Origin of the sequence: Serratia sp. CY81684, from assembly GCF_052166595.1 — a bacterium.
GTDB classification, from domain to species: Bacteria; Pseudomonadota; Gammaproteobacteria; order Enterobacterales; family Enterobacteriaceae; genus Serratia; species Serratia nematodiphila.
The window spans coordinates 622,643-640,299 of the sequence record NZ_JBJNOO010000001.1; the positions used below are offsets into that span (position 1 = coordinate 622,643).

Sequence of the window (17,657 nt, forward strand, 5' to 3'; positions counted from 1 at the left end):
TATTTCATTACGCCATGCCGCTATTTCCTCTCGCGAAATTACCAATAATCCCAGCCGCACTGTCAGCGGTTTGCCGCTTTTTATAACCTGCTGTTTTTATTCCAATAAGCTATTTCAAGGTGCGAAATGGTCTAAGCGCGCTACGCTAAAAGCGGGACGTGGACGTTATGCTGTACTTCCACTGTAGGACTAAATAGAGTCGAAAAAGACTGAATAATAATGATACCGCGCTCAGCTTATTCGCTGCGCAACGGCGGGATTAACACAGGGTGTCAGGCAAATGAGCAAACCAGTGATTGCCATTCATGGCGGCGCGGGCGCAATTACCCGGGCGGCGCTGAGTGCGGAAAAAGAACGGCAGTATATCCAGGCGCTGTCCGAGATCGTGGCCGCCGGGCAGGCGGTACTGGCGCAGGGCGGCAGCGCGCTGGACGCGGTGACCGAAGCGGTGCGGCTGCTGGAGGAATGCCCGCTGTTCAACGCCGGCAAAGGCTCGGTGTTTACCCATCAGGGCACCCACGAACTGGACGCCTGCGTGATGGACGGCCGCACCTGCGACGCCGGCGCTGTCGCCGGCGTCAGCCATATCCGCAACCCGGTGCTGGCGGCGCGCGCGGTGCTGGAAAACAGTGAGCACGTGCTGTTTGCCGCCGAAGGCGCCGAGAAGTTTGCCGCCGCCCACGGCCTGGAAATGGTTACTCCCGACTTCTTCTTTACCCAGGAACGCTTTGATCAGTTGCACCGTGCCCAGGCGGAGCAGGGGCGGGTCTTGCTCGATCACGACGGCGCGGCGCAGGCCGGCGAACCGCTCGATCCCGATCGCAAATTCGGCACCGTCGGCGCGGTGGCACTGGATGCGCTGGGCAACCTTGCCGCCGCCACTTCCACCGGTGGCATGACCAACAAGCAGGCCGGGCGGGTAGGCGACACGCCGATCATCGGCGCCGGTTGCTATGCCAACAACGCCACGGTGGCGGTCTCCAGCACCGGCACCGGCGAAATCTTCATGCGCGGCGTGGCGGCCTATGACGTCTCCGCCCTGATCGAATACGGCGGCCTCAGCCTGCAAGAGGCCAGCGATCGGGTGGTGATGGAGAAGCTGCCGGCGCTGGGCGGCAGCGGCGGCATGATCGCCGTCGATCGCCACGGCAATATCGCGCTGCCGTTCAACAGCGAGGGGATGTACCGCGGTTTTGGCTATGTCGGCGATGCGCCGTCCGTCGGGATTTATCGCTAAGCGTTCACCGGGAGGGTGTATGACCGACGTTTCATTCCGGCCCGCCGGCGACGGGTTGTCATTGCCGCCGCAGCGTGTGCTGTCGGTGCGCGATCTGAGCATCAGTTTTCCTCAATCGGAAGGTGCCGTGGAAGCGGTGCGCAACCTGTCGTTCGAGCTCGATCGCGGCGAGACGCTGGCGATCGTCGGTGAGTCCGGCTCCGGCAAATCGGTGACTTCACTAGGGCTGATGCGGCTGGTGGAGCAGGGCGGCGGGCGCATCGTCGGCGGCGCCATGACGCTGCGCCGGCGCGACGGCGCGCTGCTCGATCTGGCGCGCGCCTCGCAGAGCACGCTGCGCACGGTGCGCGGCGCCGACATGGCGATGATCTTCCAGGAGCCGATGACCTCGCTCAACCCGGTGTTTCCGGTCGGCGAGCAGATCGCCGAATCGCTGCGTTTGCATCAGGGCATGGATCACCGCAGCGCGCGCCAGGAGGCGCTGCGCATGCTCGATCTGGTGCGTATTCCGGAGGCTAAAGAGGTGTTGGGGCGCTACCCGCACCAGCTTTCCGGCGGCATGCGCCAGCGGGTGATGATCGCCATGGCGCTCTCCTGCAAGCCGGCGCTGTTGATCGCCGATGAGCCCACCACCGCCCTCGACGTCACCATTCAGGCGCAGATCCTGCAGCTGATCCGCGTGCTGCAACAGGAGATGCAGATGGGGGTGATCTTCATCACTCACGACATGGGCGTGGTGGCGGAGATCGCTGACCGGGTGCTGGTGATGCGCCGCGGTGAGCAGGTGGAACAAAATCGGGTGCGAGAGCTGTTTGCCACGCCGCAGCAGGCCTATACCCGGGCGCTGTTGGCGGCGGTGCCGAAGCTGGGGGCGATGGCCGATCGGCCGCTGCCGGCAAAGTTTCCACTGCCGGGTGACGAGGGCGATGAAGCGCCGCAGGATACCGTGCCGCCAGGCGCCGCGCCGATCCTGCGGGTGGAGCATCTGGTCACGCGTTTTGATCTGCGCGGCGGGCTGTTCAATCGGGTCACTCGCCGGGTGCACGCGGTGGAAAACGTCAGTTTCGATCTTTACCCCGGCGAGACGCTGGGGCTGGTGGGCGAGTCCGGCTGCGGCAAGTCCACCACCGGGCGCTCTTTGCTGAAGCTGGTGGACAGCCAAAGCGGCACCATTACCTTCGCCGGGCGGCGAATCGATCGGTTGAAGGGATCGGCGCTGCAGCACCTGCGGCGCGATATTCAGTTCATTTTTCAAGATCCTTACGCCTCGCTCGATCCGCGCCTGACGGTCGGTTTCTCCATCATGGAGCCGCTGCTGGTGCACAACGTGATGCGCGGCCGCGAGGCGGAACGGCGGGTGGCCTGGCTGCTGGAACGCGTCGGCCTGTTGCCGGAACATGCGCGCTGCTACCCGCACGAATTTTCCGGCGGCCAGCGCCAGCGCATCTGTATCGCGCGCGCGCTGGCGCTGAACCCGAAAGTGGTGATCGCCGACGAGGCGGTCTCGGCGCTGGACGTGTCGATTCAGGCGCAGATCGTCAATCTGTTGCTCGATCTGCAGCGCGAATTCGGCATCGCTTTTTTGTTCATTTCGCACGACATGGCGGTGGTGGAGCGCATCAGCCACCGGGTGGCGGTGATGTATCTCGGGCAGATCGTCGAGATCGGCCCGCGGCAGGCGGTGTTCGACAATCCGCAGCATCCCTACACCCGCAAGCTGATGGCGGCGGTGCCGGTGGCCGATCCCGCTCATGCCCACAAACGGCAGCCGCTGCCGGCCGATGAGATCCCCAGCCCGGTGCGCGCGCTGGGCGATGAACCCGTTACCGCACCGCTGGTGCAGGTTGGCGCCGGGCACTTTGTCGCCCGCCACCCGATCGCCGGTGCTTTTTAAAGACCTCAGGAGAGACAAGCGACATGAAGCACACATTCAAACGCAATGCGCTGTTGGCCGCCGTACTGCTGGCGGCGGGAACCGGCCCGGTCTGGGCGGCGAAGGACGCGGTGATCGCCGTGGCCTCCAACTTCACCACCCTCGATCCTTACGACGCCAACGACACGCTGTCGCAGGCGGTGGCCAAGTCTTTCTATCAGGGGCTGTTCGGCTTTGATAAGGACATGAAGCTGGTGAACGTACTGGCGGACAGCTATGAGGTCAGCAAAGACGGCCTGACCTATACCGTCAAACTGCGCCAGGGCATTAAATTCCACGACGGCACCGCGTTCAACGCCGAGGCGGTGAAGGTCAACCTCGATCGCGCCAGCAACCCGGACAGCCACCTCAAGCGCTACAACCTGTTCAAGATGATCGACAAAACCGAGGCGGTGGACGCCAATACGGTGAAAATCGTGCTGAAGGCGCCGTTCTCGGCGTTCGTCAACAATCTGGCGCACCCGGCTGCGGCGATCATCTCGCCGGCGGCGCTGAAGCAATACGGCAAGGAGATCGGTTTCCATCCGGTCGGCACCGGGCCGTATCAGTTCGTGACCTGGAACCAGACTGATTTCGTCAAGGTGAAGAAGTTCGATGGCTACTGGCAACCGGGGCTGCCGAAGCTCGACAGCATCACCTGGCGCCCGGTGGTGGATAACAACACCCGCGCGGCGATGTTGCAGACCGGCGAGGCGACCTTCGCCTTCCCGATCCCTTACGAGCAGGCCAAGGTGCTGGAAGGCAACGCCAAGCTGGACGTGGTGGCCGCGCCGTCGATCCTGCAGCGTTACATCAGCATGAACGTCACCCAAAAGCCGTTCGATAACCCGAAGGTGCGTCAGGCGCTGAACTACGCCATCAACAAGGACGCGCTGATCAAGGTAGCGTTCGCCGGCTACGCGGTGCCGGCGGAAGGGCCGGTGCCGCCGGCGATCGACTTCGCCGCCCGCTATAAGCCGTGGCCGTACGATCCGGCCAAGGCGCGCGAGCTGCTGAAAGAGGCCGGCTACCCGAACGGCTTCACCACCACGCTGTGGTCGTCCCACAACCACAGCACCGCGCAGAAAGTGCTGCAGTTCACCCAACAGCAGCTGGCGCAGGTGGGGGTGAAAGTGACGGTGACGGCGATGGATGCCGGGCAGCGCGCGGCGCAGGTGGAGAGCGTCGGGGTGAAAGACACCGGCGTGCGGCTGTTCTACACCGGCTGGTCGGCCTCGACCGGGGAAGCCGACTGGGCGCTGTCGCCGCTGTTCTCCACCCAGGCGGCGCCGCCGAAGCAGTTCAACACCGCGTTCTACAGCAACCCGCAGGTGGACAAGGATCTGACCGACGCGCTGGCGACCACCGATCGCGCCGAGAAGCAGAAATTGTATCAGGACGCGCAGGATCGCATCTGGGCCGACGCGCCCTGGATCTTCCTGGCGACCGAACGTCTGTTGTCGGCCAACAGCAAACAGCTGAGCGGCTTCTACGTGATGCCGGATACCTCGTTCAACTTTGATAACGCCGATCTGAAATAAGGCGCCCATCCCCGCCCGTGGCCACGCGGCTGCGGGCGGGGGAAGGAATGAGATGCTCAATTATTTTCTGAAACGACTGCTGGGCCTGATCCCGACGCTGCTGATCGTGGCGGTGCTGGTGTTCCTGTTCGTCCACCTGCTGCCGGGCGATCCGGCGCGGCTGGCGGCGGGGCCGGAGGCCGACGAGGCGGTGGTGCAGCTGGTGCGCAAGGATTTGGGGCTGGATAAGCCGCTGCCGCAGCAGTTCGCGCACTTTTTCGTCAACGCGCTGCGGGGCGACTTCGGCATCTCGATGGTGTCCAAGCGCCCGGTGAGCGAAGAGATCGCCTCGCGCTTTCTGCCGACCTTCTGGCTGACCGTCACCAGCATGCTGTGGGCGGTGGCGTTCGGTCTGGCGATCGGCGTGGTGTCGGCGGTGTGGCGTAACCGTTGGCCGGATCATCTCGGCATGACGCTGGCGGTATCGGGGATCTCGTTCCCGGCCTTTGCGCTCGGCATGCTGCTGATGCAGGTGTTCTCGGTCGAGCTGGGGTGGCTGCCGACGGTGGGCGCCGACAGCTGGCGGCACTACATTCTGCCTTCGGTAACCCTGGGGGCGGCGGTGGCGGCGGTGATGGCGCGCTTCACCCGCGCTTCGTTCGTCGAGGTGCTGCAGGAGGACTACATGCGCACCGCCCGCGCCAAGGGCGTGCGGGAAAGCGTGGTGGTGATGAAACACGGCCTGCGCAACGCGATGATCCCGGTGGTGACCATGATGGGGCTGCAGTTCGGCTTCCTGCTCGGCGGTTCGATCGTGGTGGAGAAGGTGTTCAACTGGCCGGGGCTGGGGCGCTTGCTGGTGGACTCGGTGGAGATGCGCGATTACCCGGTGATCCAGGCCGAGGTGCTGCTGTTCTCGCTGGAGTTCATCCTGATCAACCTGCTGGTGGATATGCTGTACGCGGCGATCAACCCGGCGATTCGTTACCAATGAGGATGCGGCATGATTAAGCATTGGCGGCGTAACGCTGCACTGAAGGCGATGCCGCTTATCGACCCTGACGCGGTACGCACGCCGTGGGGCGAGTTTTGGCGGCGTTTTCGCCGCCAGCGGGCGGCGCTGGTCGCCGGTCTGTTGGTGCTGCTGCTGATCGCGGCGGCGCTGCTGGCGCCTTATCTGGCACCGTTCGATGCGGAAAACTATTTCGATTACGACCGGCTGAACGAAGGGCCTTCGCTGATGCACTGGCTGGGTGTCGATTCCCTCGGGCGCGATATCTTCAGCCGCATCCTCATGGGCACGCGCATTTCGCTGGCGGCCGGGGTGTTCTCAGTGCTGGCGGGCGGGGCGATCGGCACCTTGCTGGGGCTGCTGGCCGGCTACTATGAGGGCTGGTGGGATCGCCTTACCATGCGCGTCTGCGACGTGCTGTTCGCGTTTCCCGGCATTCTGCTGGCGATCGGCGTGGTGGCGATCATGGGCAGCGGCATGGCCAACGTGATCGTCGCGGTGGCGATCTTCAGCATTCCGGCCTTTGCTCGCCTGGTGCGCGGCAACACGCTGGTGCTGAAGCACCTGACCTATATCGAGTCGGCGCGCAGCATCGGCGCCTCGGACTGGACCATCATCCTGCGGCACATTCTGCCGGGTACGTTGTCGTCGATCGTAGTCTATTTCACCCTGCGCATCGGCACCTCGATCATCACCGCCGCCAGCCTGTCGTTTCTGGGCCTGGGCGCCCAGCCGCCGACGCCGGAGTGGGGGGCGATGCTCAACGAGGCGCGCGCCGATATGGTGATCGCGCCGCACGTGGCGATTTTCCCCAGCCTGGCGATATTCATCACCGTGCTGGCGTTCAACCTGTTGGGCGACGGATTGCGCGACGCGCTCGATCCGAAGCTGAAGGGGTGAGGGTATCGCTGAATTGGCATACCCCTGTTTCACGAGTACAATTGATGAAAATTTGAGCCGTGTATATTACAGGGATGAGGAATGGATATGGCAAATAACAATGTGACGAAAAAGACAGTCAACGTAACCATCGATCGCGATCTTTTCCAGCGCGCAAAATCCCTGGGCGTCAATGAGTCATCCGTATTGACAGACGCATTGAGCGTTCGTGTCAGGGACATTGAGATTCAACAGTGGCGCGAGCAAAATCGCGCGGCGTTAGAAGAACTTAATCGTATCACTGAAGAAAATGGTTTGTTGTCTGATGAATATCGGACATTTTGAATATGCAGTTTACCGTATATGACAATACGTATCCGGCATCAGCCTATCCCTACTTACTGGACGTTCAAAGCGATCTTATTGATGTCCTCTCGACCCGGTTAATGATCCCTCTTTATGCTTTATGCTTTGGATAACGTCAGGGTTAAAATTTCTGCACGTTTATGCCCGGAGATTGAGGTAAACGGCGAAAAGTTTCTCGTTATGACGCATGAGATGGCTGCCGTACGTATTTCACAGCTCGGGAAGGCCGTTGGTAATGCCAATGAGCACAGGAATCAAATTAAAGCTGCCATCGATTTTTTGATTGATGGCTTTTGAAGAAATCCGGGCGGTTTAACCGCCCGGATTTTTTTATCAGCGGAACAGGTGCTCGGCGTGGAAGCGCAGGTGATCTTCCACGAAGGTGGCGATGGTGAAGTAGCTGTGATCGTACCCCGGCTGAATGCGCAGCGTCAGCGGCCAGTCGCGCTGGCGCGCCAGTTCGGCCAGCCGCGCCGGCTGCAGCTGATCGGCCAGGAACTGGTCGTCGTCGCCCTGATCGATAAGGACCGGCATTTTCTCCGCGCCGCTGGCCAGCAGATGGCAGCTGTCGTACTGCAGCCACTGGCTCTCGTCGCTGCCCAGATAGGCGGTGAAGGCCTTGCGGCCCCACGGCACCTGGCACGGGTTGACGATCGGCGCGAAGGCCGATACCGAACGGAAGCGCTGCGGATTGCGAAACGCCATCATCAGCGCGCCGTGGCCGCCCATCGAGTGGCCGAAGATCGACTGACGATCGCTGACGCTGAAGTGCTGTTCGATCAGCGCCGGCAGTTCGGCGCTGATGTAGTCGTACATGCGGAAGTGACGATCCCACGGCGCCTGGGTGGCGTTCAGGTAGAACCCGGCGCCCTGGCCCAGATCGTAGCCTTCATCGTTCGGCACCTCGTCGCCGCGCGGGCTGGTGTCCGGCATCACCAGCACCAGGCCCAGCTCGGCGGCGATGCGCTGCGCGCCGGCTTTCAACGTGAAGTTCTCGTCGTTGCAGGTCAGCCCCGACAGCCAGTACAGCACCGGCGGCGGGTTATCATCGCGCGGCGGCGGCAGGTAGATGCTGAATGTCATGTTGCAATTCAGGCTCTGCGCCGCGTGGCGATAACGCTGTTGCCAGCCGCCGAACATGCGGTGCTCTTCGAGAAGTTCCAATGACAACGTCATCTCTGCCTCCTGGCTTATTGGTCGAAGTGGATAACGGTGCGGATCGATTTGCCTTCGTGCATCAAATCGAACGCTTCGTTGATCTGCTCCAGCCCCATGGTGTGGGTGATAAAGTCGTTCAGCGCGAACTCGCCGTTCAGATAACGCTCGACGATGCCCGGCAGCTGTGAACGGCCCTTGACGCCGCCGAACGCCGAACCGCGCCAGACGCGGCCGGTGACCAGCTGGAACGGACGGGTGGAGATCTCTTCACCGGCGCCCGCGACGCCGATGATCACCGACTCGCCCCAGCCCTTGTGGCAGCATTCCAGCGCGGAGCGCATCACGTTGACGTTGCCGATGCACTCGAAGGAGAAATCGACGCCGCCGTCGGTCAGCTCGACGATCACCTCCTGAATCGGTTTGTCATAGTCTTTCGGGTTGATCAGATCGGTGGCCCCCAGCTTGCGCGCCAGATCGAACTTGCTGGTGTTGATGTCGATGCCGATGATGCGGCCCGCGCCGGCCATCTGCGCGCCGATGATCGCCGACAGGCCGATGCCGCCCAGGCCGAAGATCGCCACGGTATCGCCCGGCTGCACCTTGGCGGTGTTGATCACCGCGCCCATGCCGGTGGTGACGCCGCAGCCCAGCAGGCACACCTCTTCCAGCGGCGCTTCCTTGTTGATTTTCGCCAGTGAAATCTCCGGCACCACGGTGTATTCGGAGAAGGTGGACGTGCCCATGTAGTGGAAGATCGGCTTGCCGTCCTTGAAGAAGCGGGTGGTGCCGTCCGGCATCAGCCCTTTACCCTGAGTGGCGCGGATCGCCTGGCACAGGTTGGTCTTGCCGGATTTACAGAATTTGCACTCGCCGCACTCCGGGGTGTAGAGCGGGATCACGTGGTCGCCGACCGCCACGCTGGTGACGCCTTCACCGACCGCTTCCACCACGCCGCCGCCCTCATGGCCGAGGATCGCCGGGAACACACCTTCCGGATCTTTGCCGGACAGGGTGTAGGCGTCGGTGTGACAAACGCCGGTGGCGACGATCCGCACCAGCACTTCGCCTTTTTGTGGTGGCATCAGATCGACTTCCTCAATCTTCAGCGGCTGGTTCGGGCCCCAGGCAACGGCGGCGCGGGTTTTGATCATCTCCATCATAGTCTCCTCAGTGGTTTTCTTTTAAATCAGGCGATATCGCTAACGTCTGATAAATCGTTGGGGGTGCTTTCATCAACAGCGGCGGTTTCCGTCTGTTCAATAATCAATTCTTTCAGCGCGCGCACGTTCGGCCCGAACGCGTCGCGGCGCCACAGCAGCCAGGTGGCGGTGTCGGCCACGTCCGGCGGCAGGGTGTGAACCCGGACCCGCTCATGGCCCGGCAGCAGGCTGAGCACCGAATGTGGGATCATCGCCAGCCCGGCGCCGCTGGCGACGCAGGCCAGCATGGCGTGATAGGACTGGATCTCCATGATCTGCCCCGGCCGCGCGCCTTCGCGCTTGAACCAGGCCTCCAGCCGCAGGCGGTAGGAGCAGCTGGCGCGAAAGGCGAACAGCGTCTCGCCGTTGGCGTCTTTGGCGCTGTGGATCGGCGCGTGATCGAGACAGGAGATCACCACCATATGTTCAGGATAGGCGATGCAGCCGTTCAGCTCGTCATAGGGCACCGGGCCGTCGACCAGCGCCGCCGCCAGCGTGCCGGCGCGCACCCGATCGGCGATTTCGCCGGAGGTGCCGGTGGTCAGCGACAGTGAAACCTGCGAGAAGCGCTGGTGATAAGCCGCCAGCAGCGAGGGCAGGCGGGTGGCGGCAGTGCTCTCCATCGAGCCGAGAGCGAAGTTGCCCGCCGGTTCGCCGGCATGGGTGATGCTCATCGCCTCGTCGCTCAGCGCCAGGATGCGATTGGCGTAGCACAGAAAGTTATGGCCCATCGGCGACAGGCGCAGGCGCTGTTTTTCGCGGATAAACAGATCGGCGCCCAGCTCCTGCTCGAGCTGGCGCAGCCGGGTGGTCAGATTCGACGGCACGCGGTGCAGCTGCTCGGCGGCGCGGGCGACCGAGCCGGTTTCCGCTACGCAGCAGAACATGCGAAGCTGGGTCAGATCCATAATGTTCTCGTTTCGTGATGAACTTGATTAGTATTATTCAGTTTTTGTGAGTTTAATACTGCGGCATGATACTGGCAACTTTCTTTTAACCTTTTGGATGCCGATATGGCTTTACGTATTGCCTTGAGCGGGTTTGCCGCGCTGATCGTGGCGATGGGCATCGGCCGCTTCGCTTTCACCCCTCAGGTGCCGCTGATGATCGCGGAACATCAGTTCAGCCTGACCGGTGCCGGGCTGGTGGCGGCGATCAACTATTTGGGCTACCTGTGCGGCGCCTACGACGCGATGCGCGCTACGCGCCACGTCGAGCGGCGCCTGTGGCTGGGCGTATGGGGCGCGATGGCGCTGACGCTGCTGTCGGCGTTGGCGCAGGATGAATGGACCCACGGCGCGCTGCGCTTCGTCATCGGCTGGGCCAGCGGCTGGGCGATGGTGCTGGTGGCGGCCTGGACCAACGAGCGGTTGGCGCACTACGGCCGGTCGGCGCTGAGCGCGGCGGTGTTCGCCGGGCCGGGCGCCGGCATCTTCCTCAGCGGCATGCTGGCGGTGGGCATCAACGCGCTGGGGCTGACGGCGGCGCAGGCCTGGCTGGTGTATGGCGGGCTGGCGCTGGTGCTGGTCGGGGGGATTAGCGCCTTTCTGCCGCGCAGCGGCGAGCTGCATCGCCCGGACGTGGCTCCGGAGCCGCTGCTGCTGACGCCGGCGCTCAAACGCCTGGTGTGGAGCTACAGCCTGGCCGGCTTCGGCTATATCCTGCCGGCGACCTTTTTGTCGCAGATGGCGGCGGCGCGTTTTCCCGACAGCCTGTTCGCACAGTTCGTCTGGCCGGTGTTCGGCGGTGCGGCGGTGCTGGGGATTGTCATCGGCATTCTGACCCGCCATCGGCTGACCACCCAGACCCGGCTGGCGATCACGCTGTGGATACAGGCGCTCGGCGTACTGAGCGCCGAAGTGGTGCCGGGCGTGGCCGGCCTGGCGCTCGGGGCGTTGCTGACCGGCGGCGGTTTCCTCTGCGTGGTGCAGCTTGCTCTTCAGCACGGGCGTGAGCTGGCGCCGCGTCATGCGCGTTACATGGCCGGATTGCTGACCACCGGTTATGCGATCGGCCAACTGGTCGGGCCGATGCTGTCGGCGCTGTCGACCGCCTTGACCCATCGGCTGGAGCCGGCGCTGTATGTGGCGGTGGCGGCGCTGTTGGCGGCCGGAGGGCTGGTGGTGAATACCCCGGCGCGGCGGTTGGCGCAAAAAACGGCGACTCGGTGATTAAAATCCATACAAAACGCATGGAAACCCGCAGCCGGCCTGATTGTGCTAAATGCGAATATTTCACCTGCGGATGAAGCACTATCGCTGGATAATCGCCGCGCTCTCATCTACAGTGGGGGCAAAATCTTGACCGGGTTCACGTTATCCACCACGAAAACTCTGCCGTCACGAGAGCAAGCAATTCGCCGGCCGCACGCCCTATCGGGCCGCCGGCGGGTTCCGTCCGCAGGAGAACAAATACATGACATCATTAAGTAAAGAAGCCGCGCTGGTGCATGCGGCACTGGAAGAGCGTGGTCTGGAGACACCGCTGCGCGGGGAAGTGCTGGATCGCGAAACGCGCAAGCGTCGCATCAAAGAGCACATGACCGAAATCATGCAGCTGCTGAATCTCGATCTGTCCGATGACAGCCTGGCGGAAACGCCGCATCGCATCGCCAAAATGTATGTCGACGAGATCTTCTCCGGGCTGGACTACGCCAACTTCCCGAAAATCACCGTCATCGAGAACAAGATGAAGGTGGATGAGATGGTGACGGTGCGCGATATCACGCTGACCAGCACCTGTGAACACCACTTCGTGACCATCGACGGCAAGGCTACCGTGGCCTATATCCCGAAAGACTCGGTGATCGGCCTGTCGAAGATCAACCGCATCGTGCAGTTCTTCTCCCAGCGTCCGCAGGTGCAAGAGCGCCTGACCCAGCAGATCTTGGTGGCGCTGCAGACCCTGCTCGGTACCAATAACGTGGCGGTATCGATCGATGCGGTCCATTATTGTGTCAAGGCGCGCGGTATCCGCGACGCGACCAGCGCCACCACCACTACCTCGCTGGGGGGGCTGTTCAAGTCCAGCCAGAATACCCGCCAGGAGTTCCTGCGTGCGGTGCGTCATCACCAGGGGTGATGGCGTTGCGGGGCGACCCGCAAGACGACAACAGGCGCCTGCGGGCGCCTTTTTCATGAGCGGAAGACAGCGATAAAAAATGAACAGTCATCCTCTGCCGCGCATTGCCACGCTGGACTGCGTGCGCGGCATCGCCATCCTCGGCATTTTATTGCTGAACATCAGCGCCTTCGGCTTGCCGAAGGCCGCCTACCTCAATCCGGCCTATCTGGGGATGCCGTCATCGCGCGATGCCTGGACCTGGGCGCTGCTGGATCTCTTCGCCCAGGCCAAGTTCCTGGCGATGTTCGCGCTGCTGTTCGGCGCCGGGCTGCAAATGCTGCTGCGGCGCGGCAAAAGCTGGATCCGCGCGCGGCTGTCGTGGCTGGTGCTGTTCGGCCTCGCGCACGCCATCTTCCTGTGGGACGGCGACATTCTGCTGGCCTACGGGCTGATCGGCCTGGTGTGCTGGCGCATGATCCGCGAGGCCAAAGAAACCTTCCAACTGCTGAAAACCGGCGTGGTGCTGTACCTGATCGGTGTGGCGGTGCTGCTGCTGCTCGGTTTTGTCTCGCACGGTGAGCCGGGCAGCTTCTGGCAGCCGGGCGTGGCGGAGTTGCAGTACGAGAAGTTTTGGAAGCTGCAGGGCGGTTTCGAAGCCTGGCGCAGCCGCGCCGATCTGCTCTCGTCCAGCCTGCTGGCCATCGGCGCGCAGTATGGCTGGGAGTTGGCGGGGCTGATGCTGTTCGGCGCCGGGCTGATGCGCAGCGGCTGGCTGCGCGGCAGTTATTCCTCCGGCTATTACCTGCGGCAGGCGGCGTGGCTGTTGCCGCTTTCGGTGCTGATCCAACTGCCGGCGGTGGCGCTGCAATGGCAGGTGCACTGGGACTATCGCTGGAGCGGTTTCCTGCTGCAGGTGCCGCGCGAGCTGGGCGCGCCGCTGCAGGCGATGGGCTATCTGGCGCTGTGTTACGGTTTCTGGCCCGCGCTGTCGCGCCTGCCCATCGCCCGCTGGCTGAGCCAGGTGGGGCGTATGGCGTTAAGCAACTACCTGCTGCAAACGCTGATCTGCACCACGCTGTTTTATCGCTTTGGCCTCTATGAGCAGTTTGACCGGCTGCAGCTGTTGGCGTTTGTGCCGCTGGTCTGGTTGGTCAACCTGGTCTTTTCCGCACTGTGGCTGCGTTACTTCGAACAGGGGCCGATGGAATGGCTGTGGCGCAAATTGACGCAGATGGCCGCCGGCGAAGCGGAATCCAAAGCGCTGAAGTGAGCGCCCGTCGGCAGGTTAAAAAAATGTATGTAAACGTTTTCTTTCCTGTGACGTAATTCACGCAGAGCAGCGGGCCAATCGGGGTAGGATAGCGCCACCGGCCACTACCCCGATTTCAGGATCCCGCATGCCTCCAGTTCATCCGATCACCATTCGCGACGTGGCGAAACGCGCCGGGGTCTCCGTGGCGACCGTCTCCCGCGTGCTGAACCACAGCGCGCTGACCAGCAAAGAGACACGCGAGCAGGTGCTGCAGGCGGTGGCGGATCTGGGCTATCGCCCCAATGCCAACGCGCAGGCGTTGGCGACCCAAAGCAGCGATACGTTGGGCGTGGTGGTGATGGACGTCTCCGATCCGTTCTTCGGCGCGCTGGTGAAAGCGGTAGACACGGTGGCGCAGAAACACCACAAGTATCTGCTGATCGGCAACAGCTATCATCAGGCGGACAAAGAGCGCCACGCGATCGAAGTGCTGATCCGCCAGCGCTGTAACGCCCTGATTGTTCACGCCAAAGCCCTGAGCGACGCCGAGCTGATCGGTTTTCTGGAGCAGGTGCCGGGCATGGTGCTGATCAACCGGATTATCCCCGGCTATGAGCCGCGCTGCGTCGGGCTGGATAACGTCTGCGGCGCAGAAATGGCGATGCGTCTTTTGCTGTCGCAGGGCCACCGGCGCATCGGCTATCTGGGCTCCAATCACCCGATCGAAGACGGGCCGCTGCGCCAGCAGGGCTATGCGCAGGCGATGGCCGCCGCCGGGCTGGCCACGCCCGACAACTGGCGTGCCTACGGTTCGCCGGATCTGCAGGGCGGCGAGGCGGCGATGGTCGAACTGCTGGGGCGCAACTTACAGCTGAGCGCGGTGTTCGCCTACAACGACGCCATGGCCGCCGGCGCTATGGCGGTGCTGAAAGAAAACGGTATCACGGTGCCGCAGCATTTCTCGCTGATCGGCTTCGACGACATCCCCATCGCGCGTTACACCAGCCCCAAACTCACCACGGTGCGCTACCCGATCGTCTCGATGGCCACGCTGGCGACCGAGCTGGCATTGCAGGGCGCAGCAGGCCTGGCGGAGCCGCAGGCCGCTCATCTGTTCATGCCGACGCTGGTGCGGCGCCATTCTGTCGCTCCCTGGCAAAGTGAGGCGACGGTCACTCTCTGACGATTTAATCTTGTGTAACCGTTTTCAATCTGTGAGAAAATTCACAGAATATTAACATCGCGCCGTCTATGCTCTAGGCGTTTTCCGGCGCAAAGGCCCTTGCCGCTGCAACCTTTATCTCGCGCTGACACAGCATTTCTCGGAAATAACAAGATCCACGGACGACAGGTGTTGAGTGGAAATCGCCAGGCCTGGGGTGTACGCACTGCCGGTGACCATTGGCTCAAAGACGAGTAATACCCTACACAGAACCGGAGACTGACAATGAATAAGAAGGTTTTCACCCTGGCCGCCATGGCCGCTGCCATGATGTTTGGCGCCGCAGCCCATGCTGATACCCGTATTGGCGTCACGATTTACAAATACGACGACAACTTCATGTCGGTGGTGCGCAAGGCGATCGAGAAAGACGCCAAGGCTTCACCGGACGTTACCCTGTTGATGAATGACTCGCAGAACGACCAGTCCAAGCAGAACGATCAGATCGACGTGCTGCTGGCCAAGGGCGTGAAAGCGCTGGCGATCAACCTGGTCGACCCGGCCGCGGCGCCGGTGGTTATCGATAAGGCGCGCGCAAACGATATCCCGGTGGTGTTCTACAACAAAGAACCTTCCCGCAAGGCGCTGGACAGCTATGACAAGGCATATTACGTCGGCACCGACTCCAAAGAATCCGGCGTGATCCAGGGCGAACTGATCGCCAAACACTGGCAAGCCAACCCGGCCTGGGATCTGAATAAAGACGGCCAGATCCAGTTCGTGCTGCTGAAGGGCGAGCCGGGCCACCCGGACGCCGAAGCGCGCACCACCTACGTGGTGAAAACGCTGAACGAAAAAGGCATCAAGACCCAGCAGCTGCAGATGGATACCGCGATGTGGGATACCGCGCAGGCGAAAGACAAGATGGATGCCTGGCTCTCCGGCCCGAACGCCAACAAGATCGAAGTGGTGATCGCCAACAACGACGCCATGGCGATGGGCGCGGTGGAAGCGCTGAAAGCGCACAACAAGACCAGTATTCCGGTGTTCGGCGTCGATGCGCTGCCTGAAGCGCTGGCGCTGGTGAAATCCGGCGCGATGGCGGGCACGGTGCTGAACGATGCCGACAACCAGGCGAAGGCCACCTTCGAGCTGGCGAAAAACCTGGCGGCGGGCAAGCCGGCCACCGAAGGCACCCAATATAAAATCGAAAATAAAGTCGTGCGTATTCCTTACGTCGGCGTAGATAAAGACAACCTGTCTCAGTTTGTTAAATAAGAATTGAGATCCCGCTAAGACCCCGCCTGCGGCGCCAACACCAGGGATACCGCCGGCGGGGATGTTTACGACTGCAAGATCGTTAAGCCAGGTGTATTTATGGCCGATAGCTCACGCGAATTTTTGCTGGAAATGACGGATATCTGTAAGTCATTTCCCGGCGTCAAAGCCTTGGACAATGTCAATTTACGCGTCCGTCCGCACTCGATTCACGCCCTGATGGGGGAGAACGGCGCGGGGAAATCGACGTTGTTGAAATGCCTGTTCGGCATTTACAAAAAAGACAGCGGCAGCATTGTATTTCAGGGCCGGGAAATCGATTTCAAGAGCTCGAAGGAAGCGCTGGAACACGGCGTTTCGATGGTGCATCAGGAGCTGAACCTGGTGCTGCAACGCACCGTGATGGACAACATGTGGCTGGGGCGCTACCCGACCAAAGGCCTGTTCGTCGATCAGGACAAGATGTTCAAAGACACTCAGGCGATCTTCGACGAGCTGGATATTGACATCAACCCGCGCGAAAAGGTGGGCAACCTGTCGGTGTCGCAGATGCAGATGATCGAGATCGCCAAGGCGTTTTCCTATGACGCCAAGATCGTCATCATGGATGAACCGACCTCTTCGTTGACGGAAAAAGAGGTCAATCACCTGTTCACCATCATCCGCAAGTTGAAAGAGCGCGGCTGCGGCATCGTCTATATCTCGCACAAGATGGAAGAGATCTTCCAGCTGTGCGATGAGATAACGGTGTTGCGCGACGGCCAGTGGATCGCCACCCAGCCGCTGGAAGGGCTGGATATGGACAAGATCATCGCCATGATGGTCGGCCGCTCGCTGAGCCAGCGTTTCCCCGACAGGCAGAACACGCCGGGTGAGGTGATCCTCGAGGTGAAGAACCTGACGTCGCTGCGCCAGCCTTCGATCCGCGATGTGTCCTTCGATCTGCACCAGGGCGAGATCCTCGGCATCGCCGGGCTGGTGGGCGCCAAACGCACCGATATCGTCGAGACGCTGTTCGGCATTCGCGAGAAGGTGGCGGGCACCATCAAGCTGCACGGCAAGGCGATCGACAACCACAGCGCCAACGAAGCGATCAACCACGGCTTTGCGCTGGTGACCGAAGAGCGGCGATCCACCGGGATTTACGCCTACCTCGACGTGGGTTTCAACTCGCTGATCTCCAATATCCGCAATTATAAAAACAAGCTCGGCCTGCTGGATAACGCGCGGATGAAGAGCGACACCCAGTGGGTGATCGACGCCATGCGGGTGAAAACGCCGGGGCATCACACCCATATCGGCTCGCTGTCCGGCGGCAATCAGCAGAAGGTGATCATCGGCCGCTGGCTGCTGACGCAGCCGGAGATCCTGATGCTGGATGAACCGACGCGCGGCATCGACGTGGGCGCCAAGTTCGAGATCTATCAGCTGATGACCGAGCTGGCGAAGAAGGGCAAGGGGATCATTATCGTCTCGTCTGAAATGCCGGAGCTGTTGGGGATCACCGACCGTATTTTGGTGATGAGCAATGGTCAGGTTGCGGGCATCGTTAATACCAAGCAGACCTCGCAGAATGAAATCTTACGTCTCGCCTCCCTGCACCTTTAAGGATCGGAATT

The 17,657-nt window shown here is 61.9% G+C and carries 15 protein-coding genes and 1 pseudogene; 13 read left to right on the plus strand and 3 right to left on the minus strand.

Annotated elements, in window-relative coordinates:
* Positions 1-280: 280 nt before the first annotated feature.
* The 7 genes and pseudogenes from ACJ8QF_RS03115 to ACJ8QF_RS03145 all read left to right on the plus strand — a co-directional run bounded on the left by ACJ8QF_RS03115 (position 281) and on the right by ACJ8QF_RS03145 (position 7,223).
* A complete protein-coding gene (locus ACJ8QF_RS03115; RefSeq protein ID WP_004938998.1) occupies positions 281-1,237 on the plus strand; it encodes an isoaspartyl peptidase/L-asparaginase family protein in 957 nt (318 codons plus the stop codon).
* Between the two features lie 19 nt (positions 1,238-1,256).
* Complete coding sequence (locus tag ACJ8QF_RS03120) at positions 1,257-3,131, plus strand: dipeptide ABC transporter ATP-binding protein (RefSeq protein WP_442537250.1); 1,875 nt, start codon at positions 1,257-1,259, stop codon at positions 3,129-3,131.
* 23 nt (positions 3,132-3,154) lie between these two features.
* Entirely contained in the window at positions 3,155-4,690 is a 1,536-nt protein-coding gene (gsiB, locus tag ACJ8QF_RS03125) for a glutathione ABC transporter substrate-binding protein GsiB (protein WP_004938996.1), read from the plus strand.
* A 52-nt stretch (positions 4,691-4,742) separates the two neighbouring features.
* Positions 4,743-5,663 (plus strand): glutathione ABC transporter permease GsiC, encoded by a 921-nt coding sequence (gene gsiC, locus ACJ8QF_RS03130; RefSeq protein ID WP_197752884.1) that lies wholly within the window; start codon positions 4,743-4,745, stop codon positions 5,661-5,663.
* Positions 5,664-5,672: 9 nt separating this feature from the next.
* Entirely contained in the window at positions 5,673-6,581 is a 909-nt protein-coding gene (gsiD, locus tag ACJ8QF_RS03135; RefSeq protein WP_004938994.1) for a glutathione ABC transporter permease GsiD, read from the plus strand.
* Between the two features lie 81 nt (positions 6,582-6,662).
* On the plus strand, positions 6,663-6,905 hold the full coding sequence (locus tag ACJ8QF_RS03140; RefSeq protein ID WP_080116084.1) for a type II toxin-antitoxin system CcdA family antitoxin: 243 nt from the start codon (positions 6,663-6,665) through the stop codon (positions 6,903-6,905).
* A gap of 2 nt (positions 6,906-6,907) precedes the next feature.
* A pseudogene (locus tag ACJ8QF_RS03145) lies at positions 6,908-7,223 on the plus strand (CcdB family protein).
* 36 nt (positions 7,224-7,259) lie between these two features.
* Here the strand turns inward: ACJ8QF_RS03145 and fghA are convergent.
* The 3 genes from fghA to ptrR are packed head-to-tail and all read right to left on the minus strand — an operon-like array spanning position 7,260 to position 10,191.
* Positions 7,260-8,102: an S-formylglutathione hydrolase gene (gene fghA, locus ACJ8QF_RS03150; RefSeq protein WP_015377214.1), complete on the minus strand. Its 843-nt coding sequence runs from the start codon at positions 8,100-8,102 to the stop codon at positions 7,260-7,262.
* A 14-nt stretch (positions 8,103-8,116) separates the two neighbouring features.
* Positions 8,117-9,241, minus strand: coding sequence for an S-(hydroxymethyl)glutathione dehydrogenase/class III alcohol dehydrogenase (locus ACJ8QF_RS03155; protein ID WP_004938977.1), 1,125 nt, complete (start codon positions 9,239-9,241; stop codon positions 8,117-8,119).
* A 29-nt stretch (positions 9,242-9,270) separates the two neighbouring features.
* Positions 9,271-10,191: a putrescine utilization regulator PtrR gene (gene ptrR, locus ACJ8QF_RS03160; protein WP_004938975.1), complete on the minus strand. Its 921-nt coding sequence runs from the start codon at positions 10,189-10,191 to the stop codon at positions 9,271-9,273.
* A 105-nt stretch (positions 10,192-10,296) separates the two neighbouring features.
* On the opposite strand from ptrR, the gene ACJ8QF_RS03165 reads away from it, so the two are divergent.
* The 6 genes from ACJ8QF_RS03165 to mglA all read left to right on the plus strand — a co-directional run bounded on the left by ACJ8QF_RS03165 (position 10,297) and on the right by mglA (position 17,646).
* A complete protein-coding gene (locus ACJ8QF_RS03165) occupies positions 10,297-11,454 on the plus strand; it encodes a YbfB/YjiJ family MFS transporter (RefSeq protein ID WP_342578359.1) in 1,158 nt (385 codons plus the stop codon).
* Positions 11,455-11,698: 244 nt separating this feature from the next.
* Positions 11,699-12,364 carry a GTP cyclohydrolase I FolE gene (gene folE / locus ACJ8QF_RS03170; protein ID WP_004938969.1) on the plus strand — a complete coding sequence of 222 codons (666 nt, stop codon included), beginning with the start codon at positions 11,699-11,701 and terminating at the stop codon, positions 12,362-12,364.
* A gap of 79 nt (positions 12,365-12,443) precedes the next feature.
* The gene (gene yeiB / locus ACJ8QF_RS03175) at positions 12,444-13,616 is read left to right on the plus strand and encodes a DUF418 domain-containing protein YeiB (protein ID WP_342578362.1); all 1,173 of its coding nucleotides are present in this window, start codon (positions 12,444-12,446) and stop codon (positions 13,614-13,616) included.
* Between the two features lie 127 nt (positions 13,617-13,743).
* Positions 13,744-14,781 carry an HTH-type transcriptional regulator GalS gene (gene galS / locus ACJ8QF_RS03180; RefSeq protein WP_004938964.1) on the plus strand — a complete coding sequence of 346 codons (1,038 nt, stop codon included), beginning with the start codon at positions 13,744-13,746 and terminating at the stop codon, positions 14,779-14,781.
* Positions 14,782-15,045: 264 nt separating this feature from the next.
* A complete protein-coding gene (mglB, locus tag ACJ8QF_RS03185) occupies positions 15,046-16,038 on the plus strand; it encodes a galactose/glucose ABC transporter substrate-binding protein MglB (RefSeq protein WP_004938962.1) in 993 nt (330 codons plus the stop codon).
* A gap of 99 nt (positions 16,039-16,137) precedes the next feature.
* On the plus strand, positions 16,138-17,646 hold the full coding sequence (gene mglA / locus ACJ8QF_RS03190; RefSeq protein WP_004938959.1) for a galactose/methyl galactoside ABC transporter ATP-binding protein MglA: 1,509 nt from the start codon (positions 16,138-16,140) through the stop codon (positions 17,644-17,646).
* Positions 17,647-17,657 lie beyond the last annotated feature (11 nt).